This is a genomic window from Balnearium lithotrophicum, from assembly GCF_900182585.1.
In the GTDB taxonomy this organism is placed as follows: domain Bacteria; phylum Aquificota; class Aquificia; order Desulfurobacteriales; family Desulfurobacteriaceae; genus Balnearium; species Balnearium lithotrophicum.
In genome coordinates, this window is sequence record NZ_FXTM01000004.1 from 1 (window position 1) to 26,526 (window position 26,526).

A 26,526-nucleotide genomic window follows, 5' to 3' on the forward strand; every position below is an offset into this window, starting at 1 on the left:
GACAACGTAACGTTTGAGGTGGAGTTACTGAAGCCGGTAGCCATTGAGGAAGGATTGAGGTTTGCGATAAGGGAAGGTGGAAGAACTGTTGGTGCTGGTGTTGTTACGGAAATTCTTGATTAATCTTTGGGGGCTTTGAGCCCCTTAAAACATTGATAGGAGTGTAGAGATGGCTAAGAAAGGACCCCGTGAAATAATTCAACTTGCTTGTACAGAGTGTAAGAGAAGGAACTACTCAACTACAAAAAATAAGAGAAATACTCCAGATAGGTTGGAGCTCCGCAAGTACTGTCCCTGGTGTAATAAACATACCTTGCACAGAGAGGTAAAGTAGGATATATTACTCTCTGCAGGTAGGCCAGTAGCCCAACTGGCAGGGCTCCGGACTCCAAATCCGGCGGTTGGGGGTTCGAGTCCCTCCTGGCCTGCCATTTTAAAATTTTCTCTCTTTTTGTAAAATCCCCCTGAAAATAAAAAATCAAAATTAAGAGGTTTTTATGTCCCCTTTTGAATTTTTAAAGGAAGTTAGAGAAGAACTGACGAGGGTAACCTGGCCTACGAAAGATGAGGTAATTGAGGCAACATTTGGGGTTATTCTATTTTGTGCAGTTATAGCTGTTTATTTCTGGGTTTTAGATACAGTTTTTGCAAAGCTGTTGGAAATAATAATTGCAAGGTAAGGGGTATAGATAATGGCAGATAAAAAGTGGTACTCCCTTCACGTTCAGTCCGGTTTTGAGTACAGGGTAAAGGCTAACATCTTAAAAGCCCTCAGGGAGGCCGGTAAGGAAGATAAGGTAGAGGAGATATTCATACCGGCAGTTGAGAAGGTTGTATTTAAATCGATGGGAAAGGAAAAGGGAGAAGTGCCTCTGAGGGGGGAACCTAAGGTTTTTGAAGTTGAGGGGGATGAAGGAAAGACAGTTACATTTAGAATAGAGGACGGTAAGGTTTGGGTTGAGTCCTGCCAGTGTGAGAGGAAGAAGTGTACACCGGAGAAACCGATAGAGAAAGTTGGCCAGAAAATAAAGTGTCCTGAGAATAGAGTTGAGGCAAAGATAGAGCTCCGCGACAAACTCTATCCCGGTTACATATTTATTAAGGCCGACCTGGACAAAGACCTTCAGAGTTTAATAAGGAGAATTCCAAGGGTACTCGGTTTTGTAAGTGCTGGAGGAAAACCTGTTGTTGTTCCCGAATCTGAAATTAATCAGATAAGGGAAAGATTGAAGAGGGGAGTGCCGAAGGTTAAGAAGCTCAAATTTGATATTGGCGACAAGGTGAAGATTAAAGAGGGTCCCTTCATCGGTTTTGAGGGAACAATATCAGAGATTGACCCTGAGCACGAAAAGGTTATAGTTTTGGTTAACATTTTTGATAGGCAAACTCCCGTTGAGTTGGAGTTTGACCAGATAGAAAAAATTAGCTAAGTAATTTGGAGGATAAAATGGCAAAAAAGGTTGTAGCTGAAGTTAAGCTCCAGCTACCTGCCGGAGAAGCTACTCCTGCACCACCGGTAGGTCCTGCTTTAGGTCAGCACGGCGTTAACATTATGGAGTTCGTTAAAGCCTTTAACGCTGCAACTGCTGACAAGAAGGGATTAATTATCCCGGTAGTTATCACAATCTACGCTGACAGGTCCTTCGACTTCGTTCTCAAGACTCCACCTGCTTCAGTACTCATCAAAAAGGCAGCAGGAATTGAAAAGGGTGCTCACCAGCCTAAGAAAGAATGGGTAGGTCAGATTACAAAGGAACAGCTCAGACAAATTGCGGAACAGAAGATGCAGGACTTAAACTGCTACGACATCGAAGCTGCCATGAGAATTATTGCTGGAACAGCTGAAAACATGGGAGTAAAAATCGTTGACTAACGGAAATCGACCACCTCTAAGGTGGGAGGCAAAATAGCCGAAGGAGGAGAGTATGCCTAAGCATGGAAAGAAGTACATGAACGCCTTAGCCCTCATCGACAGAAATAAGCAGTATCCCTTGAGGGAGGCCATCTCATTGGTTAAAAAGATGGCAGATGTAACGAAGAGGAACTTTGACCAGACGGTTGAGATGGCCGTGAGATTAGGGGTAGACCCAAGGTATCAGGACCAAATGGTTAGGGGAAGTGTTGTTCTACCCCACGGTCTTGGTAAGGAAAGAGTTGTTGCCGTTATTGCCCAGGGAGAGAAGCTAAACGAAGCAAAGGAAGCCGGAGCGGACTTTGTAGGAGGGGACGACCTTATTCAGAAAATCCAACAGGGATGGTTAGACTTTGATGTTCTTATTGCTACTCCCGATATGATGGGTAAGGTCGGTAGGCTTGGTAGAATTCTGGGACCAAGGGGATTAATGCCTAACCCTAAAACAGGAACTGTTACATTTGATGTCGCTAAAGCTGTGAAGGAAGCTAAAAGTGGAAAGGTTGACTTTAAGGTTGAAAAGGCAGGAATCGTTCACGTCCCAGTAGGAAAGGTTTCTTTTAATGAGGATAAACTCTTTGAAAATACAGTTGCCCTTTTAAAGGCTATTCTTGCAGCAAAGCCATCTGGAGCAAAGGGACAGTACGTTAGAAGTATTACAGTAGCTGCAACTATGGATCCTGGTGTAAAGGTTGATGTTAACGATGCAATAAATGCTGCTCAATCAGCAGAATAAGGTTGACAATTGAAATTTTGTGAATAGAATTACCGTCGCTAAGTAGATGTACCGGTTGAAGAGGGTAGGTGCATAGCTTAAATGCCTGAAAGGCAGCCTACTGAGACCGGGAGAGAGATTTCCCGCCAAACTATGCCCTCCCTCTTCACTTCCAAAAACGTTAGGAGGTAACTCCGTTGAAAACGAAAAAATTAAAGGAACAGATAGCAAAGGAACTAAAGGAGAAATTTGAAAAGGCTCCTTTAGTTGTCCTAACTGACTTTCAGGGAATGACAGTTGCTGAGTCTAATGCCTTAAGAAGAAAGCTCAGGGAAGTTGGGGCGGAGTATAAGGTAGTTAAAAACACCCTTATGCGTTATGCCTATCCAGGAACTCCCGTAGAGCAGATAAAGGACTCATTTGTGGGCCCAACAGGTATTGTCTTTGCTTACGATGATATTGTCGCAGCTGCAAAGGCTCTCAAGGAATTTATGGATGAGAAGGACTCAAAGTTAAAGTTCAAGGCGGCCGTTGTTGAGGGTAAGGTAGCAGACTACAACATGGTTAAGCAGCTTGCAGAGCTCCCAGGAAGGGAGGAACTCCTTGGACAGCTCGCATTTACACTTAAGTACCCTGTTAATGCTGTTGCTTGGTCCCTTGAGAACCTATTTACAAAGCTCGTTACAGTTCTTGAAAACATAAAGGCTGAAAAGGAAGGTGCAGCTTAAAATCTACTTTTCATAAAGGAGGAAGCGAAATGGCTGAAATCACAAAGGAACAAATTATTGAAGCTATCAAGAACATGACAGTTCTTGAGCTTGTTGACCTCATTAATGCTATCAAGGAAGAGTTCGGTGTATCCGACATGCCAGTTGTTGCTGCTGCAGGACCTGTTGCTGCTGGTGGAGCTGCCGGAGCAGCCGAAGAGGAGAAAACAGAATTTGACGTAATTCTCAAGTCACCTGGAGCTAAGAAGATTCAGGTTATCAAGGTTGTTAGGGAAATTACAGGGCTTGGACTTAAGGAAGCTAAGGAGTTGGTTGATAACGCTCCTAAGCCAGTAAAAGAGGGTGTTTCCAAGGAAGAGGCTGAGGAAATCAAGAAGAAGCTTGAAGAGGCTGGTGCTGAAGTAGAAGTTAAGTAATCCCTTGAATTCTACGTTCAATGAAACTATAATTTATCAGCTGGGAGACTACCGACAGGGGTAGTCTCCCTTCTGTCATTTAATCTAAAAACCACATTAAGAAGGAAGAGGACGACTATGGGAAAAGTCCAAAAAGTAGCTCCCTCCAAGGAAAAAGAAAGGATAACTTCACTTCCAAGAAAGAGTTTCTCTAAAAGAAAGGAAACTTTTCCTGTTCCCGATTTACTTCAGTTTCCATTTGAATCTTACGAGCGCTTCCTCCAGTTGAATAAACCACCCCATGAAAGAGAAAACGTAGGTCTTGAGTCAGCTTTCAGACAGGCCTTTCCAATAGTGGATGAATCAACAGGAGTTGAAATTCACTACAAAGGGTACGAAATAGGTGATTGGTACTGTAAGTGTGGAAGATTTCAGGGTCTTGGTGGAAAGGGAGTAGTTTGTCCAAAGTGTGGAATGGAAGTCGTTTTCCGTCCAACTTATACTCCAGATGAGTGTAAGGAGAGGGGAATTACTTACAGTGCTCCATTGAGGGTTCTTTTTGAACTCCACGTCTGGCAGAAGGACCCAAAAACCGGGGAGAAGATTGCTCCGATTATTAAAGAAAACAAGATGTACTTCGGTGAAATTCCGTTAATGACCGATAGGGCTACGTTTATCATAAATGGAACTGAAAAAGTAGTTGTAAGTCAGCTCCACCGCTCTCCGGGACTCTTCTTCAAGAGTGAAGTTTCAAAAACCACACAGGTTGCTAGAATTATTGACATAGCAAGCATCATTCCTGCAATGGGTTCATGGCTTGAATTTGAGATTCCTCACAACGATATCCTCTATGCAAAAATAGATAGAAAGAGGAGGTTTGTAGGAACTTACCTTCTAAGGGCTTTTGGATTAAGAACCGATGAGGAGATATTAGATGTATTCTGTAAGGATGCTATAGAGACGTTAAAGGTTTTAAACGGTGAAATAGTCGATTCAGAAACGGGAGAGGTTAAAACACCTGAGGAACTCTCAGACTACTATCTGGTCAGTGACATTGTTGACCCTGAAACAGGAGAGATTATTCAGGAGGCCTACGAGGAACTCTCTCTTAGCTCGAGAAAGCTTCCTGAAGGAGCCGAGTTTAAGGCAATAAGTAAGAGGAAGAGTCCTTACGGTGCTGTAATTGTCAATACCCTTAGAAAGGAGAAGAGGGATAAGGTAAGGGAAAAGGTTGAGGATTCCTTAGTAGCTGCGTACATAGAAATCTTTAGAAAGGTAAGGCCTGGGGATACTGCTACTGTTGAAGGGGCAAAGAACCTCTTTGAATCAATGTTCTTCAGCTCTAAGAACTACGACCTTTCAAGGGTTGGAAGGGCCAAAATTAACGAAAAGATTTATCCAAAGGAAAAGCTTGAAAAGTTAACTAAGGATGACCTTAAAAATATTGAGTGGCTCCCCCCTCTAAGGGTTAGGGAAGATATCCTCAATGAGGAAGGCGAAATTGTAGTTCCTGCAGGAACACTTATAACTCCTGAAGTTGCCCTTAAACTATCCGTCCTGAACAGAGATGAGATTCCTGTTGAACCGGACTACGATGAGGCAGGTAGGCTTCTCCATAAGGCAGACATTGTTGGGGCTGTAAAGGCTTTGATAGAGGTTCATGCGGAGCTCCGCCCCTACGACGATATAGACCACTTGGGAAACAGGCGTGTTAGGGGAGTCGGAGAGCTTGCTGAGATTGCCTTTAAGTCTGGACTCTTTAAGATAGAGAAGGCCGTTAAGGAAAAGCTTGCAACTGCAGATATCGATTCTGTTATGCCTCAGGACCTCATAAATCCAAGAACTGCCCTCAACCCACTCAGGGAGTTCTTCACCCTTACCTCGCTCTGCCAGTTTATGGACCAGACAAATCCACTTGCAGAGACAACCCATAAGAGAAGGCTTTCCGCTTTAGGTCCTGGAGGACTAACTAGGGAAAGGGCAGGATTTGAAGTTCGTGACGTCCACCCTTCACACTACGGAAGAATCTGTCCTATTGAGACTCCAGAGGGACAGAACATCGGTCTTATAAATTCCCTCACAACCTATGGGAGAATAAACTGGTTAGGGTTCTTAGAAACTCCATACAGAAAGGTGGTGGACGGTAGAGTAACCGATGAAATCGTCTATATGACTGCGGATGAGGAGGAGAACTACGTTATTGCTCAGGCAAACGCACCTGTTGATGAAAACGGCTACATAACTGCCGACACAGTTATGGCCCGCCACAAGGCGGAGTTCAAGCTTGTCAAGAGGGAAGAAGTTCAGTTTATGGACGTTTCACCTAAACAGGTGTTCTCAGTTTCATCCTCCCTCATTCCGTTTTTGGAGCATGACGACGCCAACCGTGCCCTTATGGGTTCAAACATGCAACGTCAGGCCGTTCCTCTCATCAAGACGGAGGCTCCATTCGTTGGAACAGGAATGGAGAAGGAGGTTGCACTCTACAGCCGCTCCGCTGTTGTTGCAAAGCGCTCAGGGATTGTTGAGAGTGTAACTGCTGACAAGATAATAATCAGAGTTGACCAGGAGGAGCTTGAAGAGGGAGGACTCTCCGTTGATACCGGATTTGACGTTTACAACCTCAAAAAGTTCCAGAAGTCAAACCAGAAGACCTGTATAAACCAGAAACCAATCGTTAAGAAAGGACAGAGGGTTAAAAAAGGACAGATAATAGCTGATGGTCCCTCCATGGAAAATGGAGAACTGGCACTGGGTAAAAACGTTTTGGTTGCCTTCATGCCGTGGAGGGGATACAACTTTGAGGACGCTATCTTAGTTAGCGAGAGGCTTCTGAAGGAGGACGTTTATACGTCAATTCACATTCAGGAGTTTGAGTGTGAAGCTGTTGAGACGAAGTTAGGAAGGGAAGAAATAACCCGCGATATTCCAAACGTTTCCGAAAAAGCACTTAGGAACCTTGACGAGTCTGGAATAGTTAGAATTGGAACCTACGTAAAGCCCGGGGATATCTTAGTCGGAAAAGTTACGCCTAAAGGAGAGCAGGTTCTCACTCCTGAGGAAAAGCTCCTTCAGGCAATCTTTGGTGAAAAGGCAAAGGGGGTAAAGGATACCTCCCTAAGAGTTCCCCACGGTGTTGAGGGAGTTGTTATAGATGTGAAGATTCTATCCAGAAAGGGAGAGATAAAGGACCCAAGAACTCAGCTCATTGAGGCCGAGGAAAAGGCCAAGCTTGAAAGGGAGAAACAGGAAGAGATAGAGCTCATTAAGAGGGATAGGGACAGGAAGGCTGCGGAGTTAATCCTCGGAAAGAGAGTAAGGGAAGACGTCTACGATGCAGCAGGGAAGTTGATTATTTCCTCTGGAGAGGAGATAACTGAGGATAAGGTCAATGAACTTGTCTTCTTTGCCCTCAGAAAGCCGTCAATAATAGATGACGAAGAGGTAGCTCAGGAACTCAAGAAGATAAGGCTCTCTGCTGTGGATAAGATTGCCCTCGTTGAGAACATCTACGAGGAGAAGAAGGCTGCTATTGAAATGGGTCATGAGCTTCCTCCAGGGGTTAACAAGAAGGTTAAAGTTTACATAGCCACAAAGCGTAAGCTTACAATTGGTGATAAAATGTCCGGTCGCCACGGTAACAAGGGGGTTATCTCCCAAATTAGACCTGTTGAGGACATGCCCTTCTTGGAGGATGGAACTCCAATTGACATAGTCCTCAACCCTCTCGGTGTTCCTTCCCGTATGAACGTCGGACAGATTCTTGAGGTTCACTTAGGTCTTGCAGCTAAGGCCTTAGGTAGGAAAATTGAAGAGTTAATGAAGGTAGGCCTTGAGAAGGTAAGGGAGGAGATTAAGGCTATTTACAACGATGAGAGAATAAGCAAGCTGATTGATTCCCTCTCAGACGATGAACTTAGAGAGGTAGCCAAGAAGTTAAGTAACGGAATTAGGTTTGAATCTCCTATCTTTGATGGAGCAAAGGAGGAGGAGATAAAGGCTCTCTTGAGGAGAGCAGGTCTTCCTGAGACAGGACAGCTTACAGTTTACGATGGTCTAACGGGAGAGCCTTTTGACCAGGACGTTACCGTCGGTTACATGTACATGCTTAAGCTCATACACCTTGCCGACGACAAGATTCACGCCCGTTCTACAGGTCCTTACTCACTGATTACTCAACAGCCATTAGGTGGTAAGGCCCAGTTTGGCGGTCAGAGATTCGGTGAAATGGAGGTTTGGGCCCTTGAGGCTTACGGAGCTGCCTATACGCTCCAGGAGATGCTAACTGTTAAGTCTGATGACGTTGAAGGACGTTCAAGGGTTTACGAGGCGATTGTTAAGGGTAAGTACTCCTTTGAGCCAAGTCTTCCTGAGTCCTTCAACGTTTTAGTAAGGGAGCTTAAGGCTCTGGCCTTGGATGTTAAGTTTATAAAGGAGTTAGAGGAAGAAGAGGGAGAAACTAACGCTTAAATTTTGGAGGAGCTCCGCTCCTCCCTAAACCCCTTTAGGAGGAATCCGTAGTGAGTAAGAGAGAGATTGTTTTCTCTGAAGAACCTAAAACTTTTGACTTTGATGCAGTTGAGATAGGTCTCGCTTCCCCTGAGCAGATTAGAGCATGGTCTCACGGTGAGGTAAAGCTCCCAGAGACCCTTAACTATAGAACCCTCAATCCGGAAAGGGACGGTCTCTTCTGTGCAAGAATCTTTGGTCCTGTAAGGGACTGGGAGTGTCTCTGTGGAAAGTACAGGGGTTCAAAATATGCGGGCGTTATCTGTGATAGGTGTGGTGTAGAGGTGACCCTCTCCAAGGAGAGGAGGAGAAGGTTTGGCCACATAGAGCTTGCTGCCCCATGTACCCACATCTGGTACGTAAAGTCCGTTCCAAGTAAAATTGGAGCTCTCTTGGGGCTCTCCGTCCGTGAGGTAGAAAGGGTCGTTTACTTTGAAAGTTACATTGTTCTTGACCCCGGAGATGAGGAGGAAACAGGGCTTGAAAAGTTCCAGCTCCTAACTGAGGAGGAGTACAGGGAAAAGGTTGAGGAGTTGGGAGAGGATGCATTTGAGGTTGGAATCGGTGCAGAGGGGATAAAGGAGGCCCTAAAGAGGGTCAACTTGGAGGAGCTTGCAGAGGAGTTAAGGGAAGAAATCAGAATGTACTCCGGCGAGATATCCTCAATCAACGCCGACCTTCAAAAGAGGCTTCCTAACGTATTTAAAGCAGCAGTGGATACACTCTCCTACTATACGGGGCTTTCTGAGGATACGATTGTTGGAATTGTTAAGAACGTCCTTGTTGTGGTTACAGACCCTGGAGACTCAAACCTTGAGAAGGGACAGATTATCGAGTACTCCCACTACAAGGAACTCAGGGATAAGGTTAACTTAGAGGTTGAAAAGGGCGGAAGGGCTTTAGAGTGGTACGTTGATTTCTTAGTTGAGCAGGGAAAGATTCAGAGCAAGGAGCTCTTAAAGGAGGAGATAAGGAGGGCAACGAGGAAGGATACTACAGAAGCTAAGCTCAAGAAGTTGGTTAGAAGGTTGAAGATAGTTGAGTCCTTCCTCAACTCAAACAACAAGCCTGAGTGGATGGTTCTTGAGGTTCTTCCCGTTCTTCCACCGGAGCTCCGTCCACTCGTTCCCCTTGAGGGAGGAAAGTTTGCAACTTCAGACCTTAACGACCTCTACAGGCGCGTAATAAACAGGAACAATAGGCTTAAGAGGTTAATCGAGTTAGATGCCCCCGACATTATCGTTAGAAACGAAAAGAGGATGCTTCAGGAGGCTGTAGATACGCTTATAGACAACGGAAGGAGGGGAAGACCTGTTAAGTCATCAAAGGGACATCCGTTAAAGTCCCTATCTGACGTTTTAAGGGGTAAGCAGGGAAGGTTCAGACAGAACCTCTTAGGTAAGCGTGTTGACTACTCGGGCCGTGCCGTTATCGTTGTAGGTCCGGAGCTCCAGATGCACCAGTGCGGTCTTCCAAAGATAATGGCCCTTGAGCTCTTTAAACCGTTCGTTTACAGGAGACTTGAGGAAAAGGGATACGCTAACACTGTAAAACAGGCCAAGAAGATGGTTGAAAATCAGGAGCCTGAGGTCTGGGAGTGTTTAGAGGAGGTTATTAAGGAGCACCCGGTTCTCCTCAACAGGGCACCTACACTCCACAGGGTTTCCATTCAGGCTTTTGAACCTGTTTTGGTTGAGGGTAAAGCTATACAGCTCCACCCCCTCGTCTGTACCGCCTTCAACGCAGACTTTGACGGCGACCAGATGGCGGTTCACGTTCCACTCTCCCTCGAGGCACAACTTGAGGCCTACGCTCTGATGCTTTCAACTCAGAATATCCTCTCTCCTGCCCACGGAAAGCCCCTTGCTGTTCCATCTCAGGACATGGTTTTAGGCCTCTACTACATGACGCTTGAAAAGCCTGGAGCCAAGGGAGAAGGAAAGGCATTCTCAGACTTTGAGCAGGTACTGAAGGCCTTAGATTTAGGAGAGGTGGAGCTCCACGCAAGGATTAAAGTGAGAGTTCCTTCGAATAAGACCGAAAGCGGAAAGGAGGAAGTAGTTACTACAACAGCTGGAAGGGTGAAGTTCAACACTCTACTGCCGGAAAACTATCCGTTTGTCAACAAGGTAATGACAAAGAAGGCCGTTGCTGAGCTGATTGCAGACGTTCACAAGAGGTTTGGAAACGAAGTTACCGTCGACATGTTGGACAGGTTAAAGGAAGCTGGATTCGTTCAGGCTACACTCGGTGGTCTATCAATTGGAATAAACGACCTTCACATTCCACCGACAAAGAAGGAGCTCATTGAAAAGGCCAAAAAAGAGGTTGCAGAGATAGAGGAGGGTTACAGAAAGGGACTCCTCTCAAAGGACGAAAGGTACAATAAAATTGTTGATATATGGACGAGGGTCACCGAACAGTTGACAAAGGACATGATGGACTACATGAAGAGCCACGACCTTGACGGTAGAGGAAGGCTTCCAGACGATGGAACATTCAACCCAGTGTTCATGATGCTTACATCAGGAGCCCGTGGTAGCCAGACTCAGATTCGCCAGCTTGCAGGTATGAGAGGTCTTATGGCTAAACCTTCCGGTGAAATTATTGAGACTCCGATTATCTCCAACTTCCGTGAGGGACTTACAGTTCTCGAGTACTTTATCTCAACCCACGGTGCAAGGAAGGGTCTTGCAGATACAGCTCTCAAAACTGCAGATGCTGGTTACCTAACACGTAGGCTTGCAGATGTTGCTCAGGACGTTCTCGTAACGATGGAGGACTGCGGATGTGAGGACGGAATTGAAGTCTCTGCACTCATAGAAGCTGGAGAGGTTGTCATTCCGCTATCTAAGAGAATAGCGGGAAGAGTTGCTGCAGAGGACATTGTCGACCCGGTTACAGGAGAGGTTTTAGTTAAGAGAAACGAAGAAATTTCTGACGAGGCTGCTCAGAGGATAGAGGACTTAGGTATAGATAAGGTAAAGATTCGCTCGGTACTTACCTGTAGAGCTCCCTTTGGAGTATGTGCCAAGTGTTACGGAAGGGACATGGCAAGACAGAGGCCCGTTCAGTTGGGAGAGGCAGTTGGAATTATTGCTGCTCAGTCCATTGGAGAGCCGGGAACGCAGCTGACGATGCGTACGTTCCACATCGGTGGTATTGCTATGCGCGGAGCCGAGGCTTCAGAGTACAGGGCTAAGCACGACGGTATCGTCAGGATTTTCGACGTTAACGTAATTACGGATGAGGAAGGAAGGGAAATCGTTATAAACAGGGCTGGAAAGATTGCAATAGTTGATGAGAAAACGGGTAAGCACTTGGAGAGGTACGACATCCCTTACGCTGCAGTCTTAAGGGTCAGGGATGGAGATAAGGTTCAGAAAGGTCAGATTCTTGCAGAGTGGGACCCACACGCCATTCCAATTCTCGCTCTAAGGAGCGGAACTGTTAAGTACAAGGACATCATCCCCGGAGTTACTGTTTCTGAAACTGAGCCCGTTATCCTTGAGTACAGGACTCTCCCGTACGAGCCTACGATAGAGCTCCTTGACGATGAAGGAAACGTAGTTGACTTCTACCCACTTCCTGTCGGTGCAAGAATAATGGTTGATGAGGGAGAAAAGGTTAAGGTTGGTACCCAACTTGCAAGGCTTCCGAGGAAGATTGGAGGAACCAAAGACATTACAGGAGGTCTTCCAAGGGTTGCAGAACTCTTTGAAGCAAGGAGACCGAAGGATTCAGCCATACTAGCCGAGATAAGCGGTAAGGTCTACGTTGAGACGGAGAAGAACAAAATAGTAATCACGATTGTTGACCCTGAAACGGGAGTTAAGAGGGAGTACGAAGTTCCAAAGGGTAAGTACGTATACGTTAGAACTGGTGACTTTGTTAGGGCTGGAGAACCTCTAACGGATGGACAGCTCAATCCACACGATATCCTCAGCATTCTTGGAGAGAGGGCTGTTGCAAGGTTCCTCCTTGATGAGGTTCAGTCTGTCTACCGTGCTCAGGGAGTTGACATCAACGATAAGCACTTTGAGGTAATCATTAGAAAGATGCTATCAAAGGTTAGAATTGAGGACTCCGGAGATTCCAACTTCTTGGTTGAAGAGGTTGTTGACAGAGAGGAGTTTGAAAAGGTTAGGGAGAAGCTCTTTAAGGAAGGAAAGAGACCTCCAAAGGCAAGACCTGTTCTCACGGGAATTACGAAGGCTGCCCTATCAACAGAGTCCTTCATCTCTGCTGCTTCGTTCCAGGAAACAACGAGGGTTCTCTCTGAAGCTGCCATTGCAGGTAAGAGGGACTACTTGAGGGGTCTCAAGGAGAACGTAATAATCGGAAGGCTCATTCCTGCTGGAACGGGTAGGAAGGAGTACAGAAAGGTTACCTGGGACTACTGTGAAAGTTCTGAAAAAGCCGAATAGTTGATTTGGAGATTTATTCAAAAGCCCCCCTTTAAAGGGGGGCTTTTTTATTGTACGTTAGGTAATTTGTTAATCTTCAGCTCCTTTTCTAAAACGTTTGCAACCTTTAGAATTGTCCCTTCGTCAAAAGCCTTTCCTATCAGTTGAACCCCAATTGGAAGCCCCTTATCGTCAAATCCGCAAGGGAGGGAGATTGCCGGAAGTCCTGCAAGGTTTACAGCAATTGTAAAGATGTCCGAAAGGTACATCTTTATCGGGTCGTCAGTTTTTTCTCCGATTTTAAACGCAGTTTCCGGCGTTACAGGGGTTACGAGAAAATCCACTTCACTGAAAGCATTTTGGAATCCCTGATAAATGAGCGTTCTGACCTTCTGGGCCCTTAGGTAGTAAGCATCGTAGTATCCTGCACTCAAAGTGTAGGTTCCAATCATAATGCGCCTTTTAACCTCATCCCCAAACCCTTCAGCCCTTGTCTTACAGTACATATCGATTAAATCCTTGTAGTTCTCAGCTCTAAACGTGTATCTAACTCCGTCGTACCTTCCAAGGTTTGAGGAAGCCTCGGCAGGAGCTATTATGTAGTACGTCTCAACTGCATACTTTGTATTCGGAAGGGAAACCTCTCTAACTTCAACGCCCAATTTCTCCAAGAGCTTTATGGCATTTAAAACACTTTCCTTAACCTGTGGGTCTATTCCCTCTATGAAATACTCCTTAGGAACTCCGGCCTTTAAGCCCTTTACTTCCCCGTTCAAGGCCTCCAAAAAGTTTGGAACTGGAACCTTTGCACTTGTAGCGTCCTTGGAGTCCTGCCCAGAAATTACGTTGAGGAGGTAGGCTGCATCCTCAACACTTTTCGTTATAGGGCCTATCTGGTCTAAGGAGGAGGCAAAAGCAGTTAGTCCGTAACGGGAAACCCTTCCGTAGGTTGGCTTTAAACCTACAACTCCACAGAAAGCAGCAGGCTGTCTTATTGAACCTCCGGTATCAGAACCTAACGAGGCAAGTGCAGAGCGGGCTGCAACTGCTGCAGCGGAACCTCCCGATGAGCCTCCGGGAACCCTCTCCAAATCCCACGGGTTTCTCGTCGGTCCAAAGTATGAGGTCTCTGTCGATGAGCCCATTGCAAACTCGTCCAAGTTGTTCTTACCTACAAAGATTGCTCCCCTCTCCCTAAGCCTTTTTACTACTGTTGCATCGTAGGGAGATACAAAGTTTTCTAAGATTTTTGAGGCGCAGGTCATCCTCACATTTTCTACGTTTATGTTGTCCTTTATCGAGATGGGAATTCCAAAAAGCTCAGGAACCTCATCCTCAGAAAGCCTTGTTAACTCCTCATCGGCAACTTTTGCCTTCCTTCTTGCCTTTTCGTCGGTTACGGTGATGTAGGCATTGAGCTTCGGTTCAGTCTCTTCTATCCTTTCCAAAACCCTTTCGACAATTTCAGAAGGCTTTACTTCCTTTTTCTTAATTAGAGCGTGGAGCTCCCTCAAACTCCTATTCAAAATTTCCATTTCTACCTCCTATTTTTTAACTACTTTCGGAACTATAAAGTACTCACCGTCTGTCTCTGGAGCGTTCATAAAGGTCTTCTCCCTTGGAAGGCTAATTCCAGGAACGTCCTCTCTCAGAACATTCTCGGGTGGAATAACCGAGAATTTGGGGTCTATTCCCTCTGTGTTAAGTTCGTTCAGCTTTTCCACAAAGTCTAAAATTTCTGAGAGCTGTTCTCTGAACTTTTCAATCTCCTCTTCCCTTAACTCTATCCTTGCAAGTTTTGCAATGTGTAGAACTTCCTCACGGCTCAGCTTCATCTCCTACTCCTTAAATATGCTTTTATGTTTTCTCCAATCTCCTCAATCAAGCGCCTCATGTAGGGGTCTGAGGAGTGGGAAACTATTTTAACATTAGGTTTGAGTTCAACTTCCCCCGTATAGACTGCTTCCTCCAACCACCTGATAAAGTCTATTCCGTTCCCTCCAAACTTGGAGTACTCCTCTAAGTAGTTATCAAGGTCAAGAACCTCTATCTCCCTTCCGTACTTCTTAACAATTTCCTTGAGCTTGTCCACTCTCCTAACCAGTATATAATCTGATGATGGAGAATTTCTCCAGTCATCTAAGTAGACTTTCAACTTTCCTCCGGAGGTTGTTTTGGGAAAAATTTTAGTTGAAATTGAAGGAAAGGAAAGGGAAGTAGAGATAAAAGGAAAAAAGGTAAGGGTGGATAAACTTTTGGAGAATATGGGGATTTATCCTGAGACTGCTGTTGTTGTTAGGGGAAAGGGGCTCCTGTGCGATGACGACTACGTTTTGGATGGGGAAAGGGTAAAGGTAGTTGTAGCAACTTCAAAGGGTTGATATGAAGAGAGCAATGGCCTTGGATGTGGGATTTAAGAAAATAGGTGTTGCCCTTTCAGACCCTTTGATGCTTACATCCTACCCCTACAGGGTTATTTTTAGGAGAAGTAACAGGGAAACTTTCGAGGAGCTCCTTGGCATTATTGAGGAAAAAGGGGTTTCCGACGTTGTTGTTGGAATTCCCATAAACAGGGAGGGAAAAAGGACGAGGATAGGGGAAAAGATTGAAAAGTTTGTAGATAAGTTTAAAAATTTCCTCAGTGAGAGAGGAGTTAGAGTAAGGTTTCACCTTTTTGACGAGTCATACTCTACACTGGAGGCTGAGGAGCTCTTGAGAAACTTGGGGAAAAAGAGAGAAGCAGTTGACGATGTGGCAGCTGCTTTAATACTAAGGGAGTGGCTTGAGGAGAGGAGGAATGAGAAAGAAGAGGAGCGTTAGGGCAATTTTAGAGAGGAGGAAGAGGCGTTTCTTTGACCACTCAAACGAGGTTATGATAGGTAAAGTAGTTGGTGTTCATGGGCTAAAAGGAGATTTAAAGGTAAGGTCGGAATCTGACGTTTTCGAGAGACAGATTGAGAAAACACCGGAAGTTTCACTCTATAGGGGAACGAAGAAGGAGAGATTGGAGGTTGAATACGTTAAACCCTACAAGGAGATTTTCCTCGTTAAGTTTAAGGGGATTAACGATAGGAGCTCTGCCGAGGAGAGGATGGGGGGAGAAATATACATAGGAAAGGATGAACAGGTTCCCTTAGAGGAGGGGGAGTTTTACTACCACCAGTTAATCGGTTTAAAGGTTGTTGATGAAAGTGGAAGGGAGATAGGGAAGGTTAAGTCGATAATGGAACAGCCTGCAAGCCATATCCTTGAGGTGGAAACTGAATCCAATAAGGAAGTCCTCATTCCCTTTATAGACCAGTTTGTTAAGGAGGTCGATTTAAAAAACGGGAAAATAGTCGTTTCCCTCATTGAGGGAATGGAGGATTAGTTGAGAATAGACGTTCTTACTGTTCTTCCCGGCCTCTTTGACTGTTTTTTGAGGGAAGGGGTTATCGGTAGGGCTGTAAAGTCCGGAAAGGTTAACGTTAACGTAGTTAACATTCGGGACTATGCACTTGACAAACACCGGGTTGTTGATGACGTTCCTTACGGTGGTGGCCCTGGAATGGTTCTTAAGCCAGAGCCAATCTTTAGAGCTTACGATGAACTAACGAAGGAAGGGGAAAAGCCCTTAGTCATTCTAACAGAACCCTGGGGTGAGGTTTTCAACCAGGATATGGCCTTGGAGCTCTCTAAAAAGGGAAGGCTAATGATAATATGTGGAAGGTACGAGGGAGTTGATGAGAGGGTTAAGTCTATTGTTGACAGGGAAGTCTCAATAGGGGATTACGTTCTGACGGGAGGGGAACTTCCAGCAATGGTGATAATGGATGCCGTAATCAGACTGATTCCAGGGGTTTTGGGAAATAGGGAGAGCTTAAGTGCAGATTCATTCATGGATAGAGGGCTTCTTGGATATCCGAACTACACCCGTCCTTCAGAGTTTAGGGGAATGAGGGTTCCCGACGTTTTGCTCTCAGGCCACCATAGGAGGATAGAGCTGTGGAGAAAGGAACAGAGTCTAAAGAGGACCCTTGATAGGAAACCGGAACTGATAGACAAACTCATGAGGGAAGGAAAGCTCTCAAAGGAAGAGATAGAGATTATTAAAAAACTTAAGGGGCAGAAGAATGAAGATTGAAATATTTGATAAGGCCGGAAACGAGATAGCATCCTGGGAGGTCGATGAGGAGACCTGCAACAGATTTAAAGCTTTGAGTAAAGAGGATATAGTTTTGGAACTGGCAACAGGGATAGCTGTTTCCTTAAAGGAGATGGGAGTTGATTTAACCTTCAACGTGATTGTTAACGAGTGGGGAAAGGTAGTAGTGTGCGGAAGGGAAATTGATTTGGCGGGAAACTCCCGCCTTTAGATTCCTCAGCCAAAGGATGTACAGGCACTGGATGAACCTGAATCGCTTCCTCCAATTGCACAGGCGGAAATTTTCTTAACAACCTTTTCGCTTCCACACTTTGGACACTTTACCTGACCAACCTGAGAAGCTGAAATTACAAACTTTTCAAACTCCTCTCCACACTCCTGGCACTTAAACTCGTAAATCGGCATTCCTTCCTCCTGTATAGAATCTCTGTGGCCTAATAATATAGGTATAATTCGTAAGCTATGTAATTTCTAACGAGGTAGAGGTATGGAAAATCTCTCAGAGCTCCGAGAAGAAATAGACAGGATAGACAGGGAAATTCTAACCCTTTTAAACAGGAGAGCAAAAATTGCCCAAAAGGTTGGGGAGATAAAGAGGGAAAAGGGACTTCCCTTTTACGTTCCTGGGAGAGAGGCTAAGATACTTTCAAAGTTGGAGGAATTAAATCAAGGACCACTTCCTCCAGAGAGCATAAGGGCAATCTTCAGGGAGGTAATATCTGCCTGTAGAGCTCTTGAAGAGCCTACAAAAGTTGCATTTTTGGGTCCACAGGCAACGTTTACCCATCTGGCAGCTCTAAAGCACTTTGGAACCTCATCTGACTTGAGACCTAAGGATTCAATAGACGATGTTTTTAATGAAGTTGAAAAGGGCAGAGTAGACTACGGAGTTGTTCCTATTGAAAACTCCATAGAGGGAATCGTTAACTACACAATAGATATGTTCCTGGAGACCGACTTAAAAATAAGCGGTGAGGTCTTTGTTCCAGTTAACCTCCATCTTATGAGCAAGGAGGGAAGTTTAGACAGAATAAAGAAGGTCTACTCCCACAGGCACGCAATAGCCCAGTCGAGAAAGTGGCTCTCGGAAAACTTACCTTACGTTGAAGTTGAGGAGGTTTCAAGTACGGCAAGGGCTGCGGAGATTGCAAGTAGGGAACCTGGTTCTGCTGCGATAGCAAGTGAAGCTGCTGCTCTCCTTTACGACCTCAACATACTTGCAAAAAACATCCAGGAGCTCTCCAAAAACTTCACGAGGTTCTTAATAATAGGAAAGAGCGATTCAGAATTTCCTTCGGGTAGGGATAAAACCTCCGTTATGTTCAGCACAAGGCACGAGGCAGGAGCTCTCTTTAAGGCACTTCAACCTTTTGCCGTTTACGATGTAAATCTCTCCAAAATAGAGTCAAGGCCTACAAAGAAGAAGCCTTGGGAGTACGTATTCTTTGTCGACATTGAGGGACACAGGAAGGAGGAAAGGGTTTCCAAGGCACTCTCAGAGCTTGAGAGAGGATGTAGCTTTTTCAAGATTTTAGGCTCCTACCCAACAGGATTTAAGGAGTGAAAATGAGAAGAGCAGAGGTTAAAAGGGAAACTAAGGAAACTCAAGTAGAGCTCTCCATAAACCTTGACGGAAGTGGAAGGTACAGTGTAGAAACGGACATCCCGTTTCTCACCCACATGGTGGAACTCTTTTCAAGACACTCCTCATTTGACGTTGAGCTGAAGGCAGAGGGAGATGTTGAGGTTGACCATCACCACCTCATAGAGGACGTTGGGATTGTTTTAGGGGAGGGGATAAGGAGGGCCCTTGGAGAAAAGAGAGGAATAAACAGGTACGGATTTTTCACCCTTCCCATGGACGAAACTCTAATCTCATCCGCCGTTGACCTTTCCGGAAGGCCTTTCTTTGTCTACAGGGGATTTCCAGAGTTTAAAACACTTATGGGAATAGAGTTTGACCTTTTCAGGGAGTTCTGGAAGTCCTTTACAAACTCACTAATGTGCAATCTTCACATCACCTGCCACTACGGATTAAACCTTCACCACATGGCTGAGGGAACGTTTAAGTGTGTGGCGAGAGCTCTCAAAATGGCAGTTTCCTTAACCAATAACGATAGTGTTCCATCTACAAAGGGAGTCTTGTAATGAAAACTACGCTTGTAACAGGAGGAGCAGGTTTTATAGGTTCACATTTAGTTGAGGAGTTACTAAAAGAGGGAAGGAGAGTTGTTGTTTTGGATGACCTGTCGTCTGGAAAGTTAGAAAATCTCCCCAAGTCGGAAAATCTTGAATTCATAGAAGGTTCTATTACCGATAGGAAACTCCTTAGAGAGATTTTCTCGGAATTTAAGTTTAAAACTGTTTTTCACCTTGCTGCAGTTCCGTCTGTAGAACTTTCCGTTAGAGAACCTCTAAAAACTCACGAGGTTAACTGTAATGGAACTATTTACTTGTTAGAGGAAGCTAAGAAAAGAGGAGTTGATAGGTTCATCTTCTCATCGTCTGCAGCCGTTTATGGAAATAGGCCTGAACTCCCCAAAAGGGAAGACCATCCTGTAGAGCCTGTTACTCCGTACGGTGTTGATAAGTACGCATCGGAACGTTTTGTAGTTAACAGTTATTTTCTCTACGGTCTTAAAGCAACTGCACTGAGATTTTTCAACGTTTATGGAGAAAGGCAGGATTCCAGTTCTCCTTATTCGGGAGTTATTTCAATTTTTATTGATAGGTTCATTCGATTTAAAAATGGAGAGAATGTAACAGTTGATGTTTTTGGGGATGGAAGACAAACGAGGGATTTTGTTTATGTAAAGGATGTTGTTAGAGCTCTACTCCTATGTGAATCTTCCAACGAGGCCTTTGGAGAAGTTTTTAACGTAGGAACGGGAAGAGAGACATCCCTTTTAGACTTGATTAAAACGTTAAAGGAAATAACGGGGGTTTCTCCTCCTGTCATTTTCAAACCTCCAAGAAAGGGTGATATAAAAAGGTCGTATGCCGATATAACAAAACTTTCAAATTTGGGTTATAAACCTGGATATTCCCTGAATGAAGGACTTAAGAGAACCTATCTTTGGGAAGAAAAGAGGAGGGGATTGTGAAATCAAAAATTTTTGTTTTGATACTTTCCGTTTTCTTCGTCTTAGGTTGTACACAAGTAAGTAGAGTAAAGGTATTGCCTACCAAGAAAAATACTTTAGCGGTTATTCCTTTTGAAAACTATACAGTTACTCCTCTCGCAGGATACAGAGTTGCTTCAATACTGGAAGGGGTTTTAAGAAGTAAGGGTTATAAAGTTTTAAATAGAGTTTGGAGTTATTCCGACCAAGAGCCGACCGAAGCAGACTTTAAAAAGTGGTGGAACAAGGCTATAAAGGAGGGAGCAACACTGATAGTTTATGGAAGCGTTAATGAATTTAGGTACAAAACAGGTATTGACGGGGAACCTGCAGTAAGCGTAACAGTATACTTTTACAACGTAAATACGAAAAAAGTTGTTTGGAGCGCAACTCTTTCAAAATCAGGTCTTTCATTTCAATCTTTAGGAACAGTTTCTCAAGAGTTGTTCGACAAAATTTTTAAGTAAGGAAATTTTCTATGAAGTTTAAGTTTCTTGAGAAGGAAATAATTACAGAAAAGATTTTAAGTATAGTAATTATAGAGGTTTTAATTTTTGTTGCATTCCTTTTTGTAGTTGGCTACTTCTTCAATCCAAATGATATCCTTTTTTTAAATTCTGTAATTTCTCCTGTTTTATTAATTCTAATAGTTTTTACTCTATATTACGGATTTACTATAGGTATTTTCTTTCTAATTCTTCTATCATTATCCGCTCTATTTTTGTACAGTACCTATCCATTAAGTGTTATACTCTGGTATCTCATTATTGTCATTATTGGTGGAGAATTTCGATTCTACTGGAATAGAAAAATTGAGGAAGCTGAAGCTGTTAAAATTTACTACAGTGAACAGGTGGATACGTTAAGAAAAAATTTGTATTTACTAAAGCTATCCCATGACCAACTTGAAAACATTTATATATCTAGGCCTTTAAGTATTAGAAGAATTTTGGAGGATTTAAAGGAGAATCTCTTAAAGAGCTCTGCTACGGAAGAAAAGTTAATTAGATTTTTTCTGTCTCTGTTATCCCAGAACTTTCAAGTTTTTAGAGCTGCAGTCTATGAGCTTTCAAAGGACAATCGATTGCTAAGTACCTATAAACTTGGAAATGCCTCCGATTTTTCGTTGGAGGATCCACTCATTGAAAAAGCTTTGAGTGAAGAGGAGAATTTTATTCTGACTCCGAAGGATGCAGAGGACAAAATTGGAACTTCAGTAGTAGCTCTTGTAGAAACTATTGGTGATAGAAAGTATCTCCTTTCCATTCAGGATATTGACTTCAGTAATCTGTCTGAGGAGATAATTCACTATATATACGTTATTTTTTCCTACATAATTGAGGACCTTTTCTACGGAAGAGAACTAAGAGAAGAGGAAGTAAAAATCTGCTCCTTTGACTTTATGAAAGAATACAAAAAAGCGTACAACCTTTACAAGAAGTTTGGGACACAGTCTACTGTTGTTCTTATGAAATTACTTTCTAATTATTCAGATGAAATTTATGAAAAGCTAAAGGAAAATTTGAGAACTCTCGATGTCCCTTGTCGAATTGAAAATAACTATGTAGCAATTCTATTGCCTTTAACCGGAAGAGCAGGAGCAAAATCATTTTCTAATAGGATTAGAAAGATTTTTGAAAAGGAAGTTTTAATTCTTGAAATTTTCAATGTCGATTCCGACTTAAAGTCAATGTATGAAAAAATAAAATATTTTATTTCGAATAGAGAGAAATGAATGGTTTAAATGAGTTATTGATAATCTTTGTTTCCCTTATTTTGTTTAACTGGATATTTCTTCCGACAAGATTTAAACAGGATAGGCTATTTCCTCTATATTTATTTGAATTTTTATTGTTAGGACCCTTTGGCATTTTCATTCTCCTTCTTCATCCAATTTTTCTTAAATTTCAAAAACCAAATCCTAAATATAAGCACTTAGAATTTAGTGATTTCAGAGTTCCTAAGTACTTCAAGCGTTCTTTAGGTGAAGCTGCTGTACTGAATCCAGATGAAAGGTTTATTTATTATCTAATAAATATAGGGAAAGCTTCGTATTTAAAGATATTAAAAAAATTTCTTAAAAGTAAGAATGATGAATTTCGGTTACTTACCTTTACCTATTTGGAAAAAAAAGAAAAGGAAATTTTGGAACATATTAAAAATTATCTTGTTAAAGTTAATAGTGACCCCCGTTTCTTTTATAACTTAGGGAAATTGTACTGGGAACTCGTTTATTCTTCAATAGTTGATGAGGAATTAGAAAAAATTTACTTAGAAAAGGCCAAACTCTATTTAGAAAATCACTTAAGGTACTTTCCCTACGATGAACGCTCCCTTTTTTTGTTAGGTAGGATATATCATAGAAATCAAAGCTTTAACAAAGCTCTTTTTTACTACCAACAGAGTTTGGATTTTGGATTTCCCTCAGAGAGAATTTTGCCGTACATGATTGAGTGCCTCTTTAAATTGGGAAGAAGGGATGAAATTTTAAAGCTTAGAAGGGAAGTCTCTTATAGACCTTTAGCTTCTGATTTAAAGACAAACTCTATGCTAAGGGTGTGGCTTTAATGGTAGTGCTTGATAGGAACAAAAAAATTGACATTTTATTTATTAATGAAGGAACTTATCCCATGGTCCGGGGAGGGGTAGCAGATTGGATTTCTCAACTGATACTGGGAAATCCAGATATAAACTTTGGTGTAATCTTTATTGGTTCGAGTGAAGACGATTACGAAGGAATTCGTTATGACCTTCCGGAGAATTTAGTTTTTTTGGATATAAACTATCTTTTTGAAGAAGCAAATTTGCCTAAATCTAAGGAACTGCAGGGAAGTGATGAGGTATATAAATTAAAACATTTTCTATCTGTGAAAAAAAACATACCTGAAGAGTTAAAAACTCTTCAGTTTTATACTGAAAAAGTAACTTTGGAAAAGTTCTTATATGGAAGAAAAACTTGGTATTTTCTTGAAGATATTTATTTGGAAAATAATTTAGAACTTCCCTTCATAGAGTTTTTCTGGACCGTAAGGAATCTCTTTTTACCTCTGTGGAAAGTAGCTTCTATAGCTGAAGACTTTGTAAGGAGAAAAAAAAGTCTAAGACTTATTCATTCTCCGTCTACAGGATACGCAGGATTCATGTCTTCCCTACTGAAGAAGGAATTGAATGTTCCATTCTTATTAACAGAGCATGGCATATATGTTAAGGAAAGAAAGATAGATATCCTGAACAGTGATATATTCAGGAGTAAGGATATTTTTTCTACAAATCCCTTTGGTATCGACCCCTTGAAAGTTCTTTGGATTAACTTTTTTATCAACTTAGGCAAGATTTCCTATGGTTGTGCAGATAAAATTACTTCGTTGTACGAGGATGCGAGAAAAGTTCAGATATCTCTTGGAGCTCCATCTGAAAAAACAGAAGTAATCCCAAATGGCATTAAAATAGAAAAGTTTAATGTTGTTTTAAAAATGGCTTCGCCAAAACCCGTAGTGGCTTTAATTGGAAGGGTAGTTCCAATAAAGGATGTAAAGACCTTTATAAAAGCAGTAAAACTGTTGAATACTAAAATTGATGTGAAAGGTTGGGTTGTAGGACCTACAGATGAAGACCCTGAGTATTACCAGGAGTGCTTAAACTTGGTAGAGATTTTAGGATTGGAGGGAAATTTAGAGTTCCTTGGGTTTCAAAACGTTGTAGATGTATTGAAAGAAGTTGGAGTTTCTACGCTAACGTCTATTAGTGAAGGAATGCCTCTCGTAGTTCTCGAGTCGTTGGCTGGAGGTATTCCGTTCGTAGCTACAGATGTAGGGGCGTGTAGGCAGCTAATTTATGGTGGTTTAGATGAAGAAGATGTTAAGTTAGGAAAGGCTGGTATTGTTGTTCCTGTTGCCAGTCCTTTTGAAACTGCAAGAGCTTACGAAAGACTTCTAACAGATAGGGCTTTTTGGACAAATTGCAGTAGAGTAGGAAGAAAGAGAGTGGAGTACTATTACAGTTTTGATAAATTTTTACTTAACTATAAACGGCTTTACTCTTCACTAATGGGTACGGAATGGCAGGAATATCCTTTGAATTAAAGAGGTTTTTGAAGAAGAAGAGTTTACTCTCAGTTATTATTGCTACTTCTTACTCTGCAGCGTTAAGTTCAGGAAACTGGATTATAGCAGTTATTTTCCTCTTTTTATTTTCAATTATTTCTCAAAAAATATCATCAAATCCACAAGTTATTGTGGAATTTGACACTTACATAACTTATTGTATAGCTATAAGCTTAATACTTTCTGGTTTCTTTCAGCTTTTATTTACTAGATATATAGCTGATAGGTTATTTGAAATGGAGGAAGAGAGAGTATTCCCTAATCTCATGGGAAGCTTATTGTTATCTAATTTGGTTTCTCTATTTTTTGGGATTTTTATTTCCAACTATTTATTTTCCGGATTTTCAATCTATTATAAATTAATTTTTATTTTTACCATTTCTGTGTTATCCTCTGTGTGGATTCTAAATTCCTTACTTATTGGTATTAAGAAATTTAAATATGTTCTATTTTCCTATGTTTTGTCATACTTAACGTTAGGTATACTAATGTTGGTTTTTTCCAAAAAGGGTATCTTGTACTTAATGACAGCATTTTACTTTAGTCAATCCCTTCTCTTAGCTTTACTACTTTTTTTGATAACAAAGGAGTATTTTTCAACGAAACTTATTGAGTTTGACTTTCTTAAACCTAAGAGAAGTTTTTATTCTTTGGCTTTTATAGGTTTCTTCTACAATCTAGGGATATGGATAGACAAGATAATATTTTGGTTTCATCCTCTTACAGGAATGAAAGTTTTTGGCAATATAAGAGCCTCCTACATTTAGGATACACCTGTTATATTTGCTTATTTGGCCATAGTAGTAGGAATTGCTGTATTTTTCCTAGAGTTGGAAATTGACTTTTCCGTTGCTTATAATGACTATTACAGTGCTGTGAGAAACTGGGGAAGTTTATCGGAGCTCTATAAGTTGGCCAATCAACTTATCTCTACTGGGAGGGAAACTATTTTTGATACTATGAGAATACAAATAATATTTACAATATTCTTTCTCTTTGCTGAAGGTTACCTGTTTAAACTGTTAAAATTTCCCAGTATTTATTCCATTGTCTTAAATATCCTTTTGTTAGGGACATACATTCAATTGATATTTATGGTTATAGTAGCTATCTTAGAATACTTTGATAGAAGAAAAGAAGTTTTTTTAGTAACTTTCTCTTTTGCGTTTCTGAATTTGACTCTAACCTATCTGACAATAAATCTGGGACCTTACTATTATGGTTACGGCTTTGTTTACTCTCTTTTAATCTCTAGTTTGTTGGGAATTTATATATTAAGGGGGTTTCTCCGTGATATTCATTATAGAACTTTTGTTCTTTTTGATAAGTAATGCTGTATGTGCTGAATATCCTAATTCCGTTCTTTTTTATTACTCAAATAGACCCATAACTAATGAACAGCTCAATAGATTTGATTGGATAGTTTTGGATAGTAACGCAAACTGTGTTCTAAAGGAAATAAGAGAACAATTTTGGATGAAAAGGAAACCGAAATTAATAGGTTATTTAAGTATAGGAGAGGTAGAAAAGTCAGAAAAAAGTTTTTTTAAGAACTGTATACTTGGCAAAAATAAAGAGTGGAACTCCTATATTATTGACTTAAGAAAGGATACTTGTTTTAACAAACTTTTGAAAAAAGCAAGTATTATTCGTAACAAGGCATTTGATGGATTTTTCCTTGATACGATAGATTCTTATCAAGCAGTTCTTCCAAGAGATGAATGGAAAGGTTACGAACGTGCCGAAGTAAAATTTATAAAAACCCTTAGGAAAAAGTATCCTGATTCTCTCATACTTGTTAACAGAGCTTTCAATATTTTTGATAATGTTAAGTCCTATATAGATGGATTTGTGGTGGAAGAATTATTTTACAATATTGATTCTGAGGGAAATATTGAGGAAAATTCTAAGGATGAAGTAAATTATTTAATAAATAAACTTAGCTATATTAAGAGGAATGGCATTCCTGTTATTGTTATAGACTATATTCCTTCCTATAGAATTGACTTAATTTGGAAAGATTTAATAAATATAAGGAAGTTAGGTTTTATTCCATACATTTCAAATAGAAATCTATGTGTTATTGGATATTCCTGTGGTATAGAGATACCGCGGAAAGTAATCCTTATCTACGATTCAACATTTACTTTTTCTAAAATAAGACAGGTTAGTGCCGCTAATAGACTTCTGCAATTACCCGTGGAATACTTAGGATTTAAACCGGAAATTTACGATATAAACAGAGAAAAACTACCTCCTCCCTATAAATCTGAGGGTTACTTAGGAGTAATAGTAACACAAGTTAGTAAAAAAAACTTATTAAAGCTTGACAGTTGGCTAATAAAAGCAAAGAAGAATGGGTTGAAAATTTTCTTTTTTAATAATCTTCCTCTAAAAAAAAACTATTTAAAGAGTTTGGATTAAACGTTGTTACTAATGTTCCTTTAACCTTTCCTAAGATAAAAAAGTTTGTAAAGTTCGGATTTGAGAAA

27 protein-coding genes, 1 tRNA gene and 1 pseudogene are annotated in these 26,526 nt (G+C 41.7%); 25 read left to right on the forward strand and 4 right to left on the reverse strand.

The window, feature by feature from the left end:
- The 11 genes from FN732_RS01850 to rpoC form a co-directional block, all read left to right on the forward strand.
- The coding region (locus FN732_RS01850; protein ID WP_483985260.1) for an EF-Tu C-terminal domain-related protein at positions 1-123 on the forward strand (123 nt) is incomplete at its 5' end.
- 46 nt (positions 124-169) lie between these two features.
- The gene (rpmG, locus tag FN732_RS01855; RefSeq protein ID WP_013538330.1) at positions 170-334 is read left to right on the forward strand and encodes a 50S ribosomal protein L33; all 165 of its coding nucleotides are present in this window, start codon (positions 170-172) and stop codon (positions 332-334) included.
- A gap of 21 nt (positions 335-355) precedes the next feature.
- A tRNA-Trp gene (locus FN732_RS01860) sits at positions 356-431 on the forward strand.
- Between the two features lie 66 nt (positions 432-497).
- The gene (secE, locus tag FN732_RS01865; protein WP_142934056.1) at positions 498-680 is read left to right on the forward strand and encodes a preprotein translocase subunit SecE; all 183 of its coding nucleotides are present in this window, start codon (positions 498-500) and stop codon (positions 678-680) included.
- A 12-nt stretch (positions 681-692) separates the two neighbouring features.
- Complete coding sequence (gene nusG, locus FN732_RS01870; protein WP_142934058.1) at positions 693-1,430, forward strand: transcription termination/antitermination protein NusG; 738 nt, start codon at positions 693-695, stop codon at positions 1,428-1,430.
- A gap of 17 nt (positions 1,431-1,447) precedes the next feature.
- Complete coding sequence (gene rplK / locus FN732_RS01875; RefSeq protein WP_142934061.1) at positions 1,448-1,873, forward strand: 50S ribosomal protein L11; 426 nt, start codon at positions 1,448-1,450, stop codon at positions 1,871-1,873.
- A 52-nt stretch (positions 1,874-1,925) separates the two neighbouring features.
- Positions 1,926-2,648 carry a 50S ribosomal protein L1 gene (rplA, locus tag FN732_RS01880; RefSeq protein WP_142934063.1) on the forward strand — a complete coding sequence of 241 codons (723 nt, stop codon included), beginning with the start codon at positions 1,926-1,928 and terminating at the stop codon, positions 2,646-2,648.
- A 176-nt stretch (positions 2,649-2,824) separates the two neighbouring features.
- Entirely contained in the window at positions 2,825-3,355 is a 531-nt protein-coding gene (rplJ, locus tag FN732_RS01885) for a 50S ribosomal protein L10 (protein WP_142934065.1), read from the forward strand.
- A 38-nt stretch (positions 3,356-3,393) separates the two neighbouring features.
- The gene (rplL, locus tag FN732_RS01890) at positions 3,394-3,771 is read left to right on the forward strand and encodes a 50S ribosomal protein L7/L12 (RefSeq protein WP_142934302.1); all 378 of its coding nucleotides are present in this window, start codon (positions 3,394-3,396) and stop codon (positions 3,769-3,771) included.
- Positions 3,772-3,888: 117 nt separating this feature from the next.
- Complete coding sequence (gene rpoB, locus FN732_RS01895) at positions 3,889-8,220, forward strand: DNA-directed RNA polymerase subunit beta (protein ID WP_142934067.1); 4,332 nt, start codon at positions 3,889-3,891, stop codon at positions 8,218-8,220.
- Between the two features lie 50 nt (positions 8,221-8,270).
- Positions 8,271-12,686: a DNA-directed RNA polymerase subunit beta' gene (rpoC, locus tag FN732_RS01900; RefSeq protein WP_142934069.1), complete on the forward strand. Its 4,416-nt coding sequence runs from the start codon at positions 8,271-8,273 to the stop codon at positions 12,684-12,686.
- 47 nt (positions 12,687-12,733) lie between these two features.
- Here the strand turns inward: rpoC and gatA are convergent, their stop codons facing one another.
- Genes gatA through FN732_RS01915 form a run of 3 tightly spaced genes read right to left on the reverse strand, consistent with a single transcriptional unit; the run spans position 12,734 to position 14,820 of the window.
- Positions 12,734-14,200: an Asp-tRNA(Asn)/Glu-tRNA(Gln) amidotransferase subunit GatA gene (gene gatA / locus FN732_RS01905; RefSeq protein ID WP_142934071.1), complete on the reverse strand. Its 1,467-nt coding sequence runs from the start codon at positions 14,198-14,200 to the stop codon at positions 12,734-12,736.
- Positions 14,201-14,209: 9 nt separating this feature from the next.
- Entirely contained in the window at positions 14,210-14,500 is a 291-nt protein-coding gene (gene gatC / locus FN732_RS01910; protein WP_142934073.1) for an Asp-tRNA(Asn)/Glu-tRNA(Gln) amidotransferase subunit GatC, read from the reverse strand.
- Positions 14,497-14,820: a cyclic-phosphate processing receiver domain-containing protein gene (locus FN732_RS01915; protein ID WP_142934075.1), complete on the reverse strand. Its 324-nt coding sequence runs from the start codon at positions 14,818-14,820 to the stop codon at positions 14,497-14,499. Before FN732_RS01915 ends, gatC begins: the two co-directional genes overlap by 4 nt.
- A 19-nt stretch (positions 14,821-14,839) precedes the next feature.
- Here FN732_RS01915 and FN732_RS01920 point away from each other — a divergent pair, with 19 nt between their 5' ends.
- Genes FN732_RS01920 through FN732_RS01940 form a run of 5 tightly spaced genes read left to right on the forward strand, consistent with a single transcriptional unit; the run spans position 14,840 to position 17,020 of the window.
- Positions 14,840-15,046, forward strand: a complete 207-nt coding sequence (locus FN732_RS01920) for a ubiquitin family protein (protein ID WP_142934077.1) — start codon at positions 14,840-14,842, stop codon at positions 15,044-15,046.
- 1 nt (position 15,047) lies between these two features.
- Positions 15,048-15,485 (forward strand): Holliday junction resolvase RuvX, encoded by a 438-nt coding sequence (gene ruvX, locus FN732_RS01925; RefSeq protein ID WP_246051292.1) that lies wholly within the window; start codon positions 15,048-15,050, stop codon positions 15,483-15,485.
- On the forward strand, positions 15,463-16,035 hold the full coding sequence (gene rimM / locus FN732_RS01930) for a ribosome maturation factor RimM (RefSeq protein WP_142934080.1): 573 nt from the start codon (positions 15,463-15,465) through the stop codon (positions 16,033-16,035). The genes ruvX and rimM overlap by 23 nt, the downstream gene beginning before the upstream one ends.
- Complete coding sequence (gene trmD, locus FN732_RS01935; RefSeq protein ID WP_142934083.1) at positions 16,036-16,788, forward strand: tRNA (guanosine(37)-N1)-methyltransferase TrmD; 753 nt, start codon at positions 16,036-16,038, stop codon at positions 16,786-16,788. It abuts the gene before it with no gap.
- Positions 16,778-17,020, forward strand: a complete 243-nt coding sequence (locus FN732_RS01940) for a hypothetical protein (protein ID WP_142934085.1) — start codon at positions 16,778-16,780, stop codon at positions 17,018-17,020. Before trmD ends, FN732_RS01940 begins: the two co-directional genes overlap by 11 nt.
- Before the next feature lie 5 nt (positions 17,021-17,025).
- Here the strand turns inward: FN732_RS01940 and FN732_RS01945 are convergent, their stop codons facing one another.
- Positions 17,026-17,214, reverse strand: a complete 189-nt coding sequence (locus FN732_RS01945) for an FmdB family zinc ribbon protein (RefSeq protein WP_142934087.1) — start codon at positions 17,212-17,214, stop codon at positions 17,026-17,028.
- Between the two features lie 82 nt (positions 17,215-17,296).
- On the opposite strand from FN732_RS01945, the gene pheA reads away from it, so the two are divergent.
- The 9 genes and pseudogenes from pheA (at position 17,297) to FN732_RS01995 (ending at position 26,458) form a co-directional block, all read left to right on the forward strand.
- On the forward strand, positions 17,297-18,373 hold the full coding sequence (gene pheA, locus FN732_RS01950; protein WP_142934089.1) for a prephenate dehydratase: 1,077 nt from the start codon (positions 17,297-17,299) through the stop codon (positions 18,371-18,373).
- A gap of 2 nt (positions 18,374-18,375) precedes the next feature.
- Entirely contained in the window at positions 18,376-18,957 is a 582-nt protein-coding gene (hisB, locus tag FN732_RS01955; protein WP_142934091.1) for an imidazoleglycerol-phosphate dehydratase HisB, read from the forward strand.
- Entirely contained in the window at positions 18,957-19,913 is a 957-nt protein-coding gene (locus tag FN732_RS01960) for an NAD-dependent epimerase/dehydratase family protein (protein WP_142934094.1), read from the forward strand. Before hisB ends, FN732_RS01960 begins: the two co-directional genes overlap by 1 nt.
- The gene (locus tag FN732_RS01965) at positions 19,910-20,398 is read left to right on the forward strand and encodes a hypothetical protein (protein WP_142934096.1); all 489 of its coding nucleotides are present in this window, start codon (positions 19,910-19,912) and stop codon (positions 20,396-20,398) included. The genes FN732_RS01960 and FN732_RS01965 overlap by 4 nt, the downstream gene beginning before the upstream one ends.
- A gap of 11 nt (positions 20,399-20,409) precedes the next feature.
- Positions 20,410-21,666 (forward strand): PelD GGDEF domain-containing protein, encoded by a 1,257-nt coding sequence (locus FN732_RS01970; RefSeq protein WP_142934098.1) that lies wholly within the window; start codon positions 20,410-20,412, stop codon positions 21,664-21,666.
- Positions 21,667-22,145: 479 nt separating this feature from the next.
- Complete coding sequence (locus FN732_RS01975) at positions 22,146-22,499, forward strand: tetratricopeptide repeat protein (protein ID WP_142934100.1); 354 nt, start codon at positions 22,146-22,148, stop codon at positions 22,497-22,499.
- On the forward strand, positions 22,499-24,013 hold the full coding sequence (pelF, locus tag FN732_RS01980) for a GT4 family glycosyltransferase PelF (protein ID WP_142934103.1): 1,515 nt from the start codon (positions 22,499-22,501) through the stop codon (positions 24,011-24,013). Before FN732_RS01975 ends, pelF begins: the two co-directional genes overlap by 1 nt.
- Positions 23,989-25,365, forward strand: a pseudogene (pelG, locus tag FN732_RS09670) (exopolysaccharide Pel transporter PelG). Before pelF ends, pelG begins: the two are co-directional and overlap by 25 nt.
- On the forward strand, positions 25,355-26,458 hold the full coding sequence (locus FN732_RS01995) for an endo alpha-1,4 polygalactosaminidase (RefSeq protein ID WP_185954209.1): 1,104 nt from the start codon (positions 25,355-25,357) through the stop codon (positions 26,456-26,458). Before pelG ends, FN732_RS01995 begins: the two are co-directional and overlap by 11 nt.
- Positions 26,459-26,526 lie beyond the last annotated feature (68 nt).

Excerpts from the sequence above, each read along its gene's own strand:
- rpmG (WP_013538330.1), top strand. The coding sequence starts at position 170 with ATGGCTAAGAAAGGACCCCGTGAAATAATTCAACTTGCTTGTACAGAG.
- secE (WP_142934056.1), top strand. The coding sequence starts at position 498 with ATGTCCCCTTTTGAATTTTTAAAGGAAGTTAGAGAAGAACTGACGAGG.
- nusG (WP_142934058.1), top strand. The coding sequence starts at position 693 with ATGGCAGATAAAAAGTGGTACTCCCTTCACGTTCAGTCCGGTTTTGAG.
- rplK (WP_142934061.1), top strand. The coding sequence starts at position 1,448 with ATGGCAAAAAAGGTTGTAGCTGAAGTTAAGCTCCAGCTACCTGCCGGA.
- rplA (WP_142934063.1), top strand. The coding sequence starts at position 1,926 with ATGCCTAAGCATGGAAAGAAGTACATGAACGCCTTAGCCCTCATCGAC.
- rpoB (WP_142934067.1), top strand. The coding sequence starts at position 3,889 with ATGGGAAAAGTCCAAAAAGTAGCTCCCTCCAAGGAAAAAGAAAGGATA.
- gatA (WP_142934071.1), bottom strand. The coding sequence starts at position 14,200 with ATGGAAATTTTGAATAGGAGTTTGAGGGAGCTCCACGCTCTAATTAAG.
- gatC (WP_142934073.1), bottom strand. The coding sequence starts at position 14,500 with ATGAAGCTGAGCCGTGAGGAAGTTCTACACATTGCAAAACTTGCAAGG.
- ruvX (WP_246051292.1), top strand. The coding sequence starts at position 15,048 with ATGAAGAGAGCAATGGCCTTGGATGTGGGATTTAAGAAAATAGGTGTT.
- rimM (WP_142934080.1), top strand. The coding sequence starts at position 15,463 with ATGAGAAAGAAGAGGAGCGTTAGGGCAATTTTAGAGAGGAGGAAGAGG.
- FN732_RS01940 (WP_142934085.1), top strand. The coding sequence starts at position 16,778 with ATGAAGATTGAAATATTTGATAAGGCCGGAAACGAGATAGCATCCTGG.
- FN732_RS01945 (WP_142934087.1), bottom strand. The coding sequence starts at position 17,214 with ATGCCGATTTACGAGTTTAAGTGCCAGGAGTGTGGAGAGGAGTTTGAA.
- pheA (WP_142934089.1), top strand. The coding sequence starts at position 17,297 with ATGGAAAATCTCTCAGAGCTCCGAGAAGAAATAGACAGGATAGACAGG.
- hisB (WP_142934091.1), top strand. The coding sequence starts at position 18,376 with ATGAGAAGAGCAGAGGTTAAAAGGGAAACTAAGGAAACTCAAGTAGAG.
- FN732_RS01960 (WP_142934094.1), top strand. The coding sequence starts at position 18,957 with ATGAAAACTACGCTTGTAACAGGAGGAGCAGGTTTTATAGGTTCACAT.
- FN732_RS01970 (WP_142934098.1), top strand. The coding sequence starts at position 20,410 with ATGAAGTTTAAGTTTCTTGAGAAGGAAATAATTACAGAAAAGATTTTA.
- pelF (WP_142934103.1), top strand. The coding sequence starts at position 22,499 with ATGGTAGTGCTTGATAGGAACAAAAAAATTGACATTTTATTTATTAAT.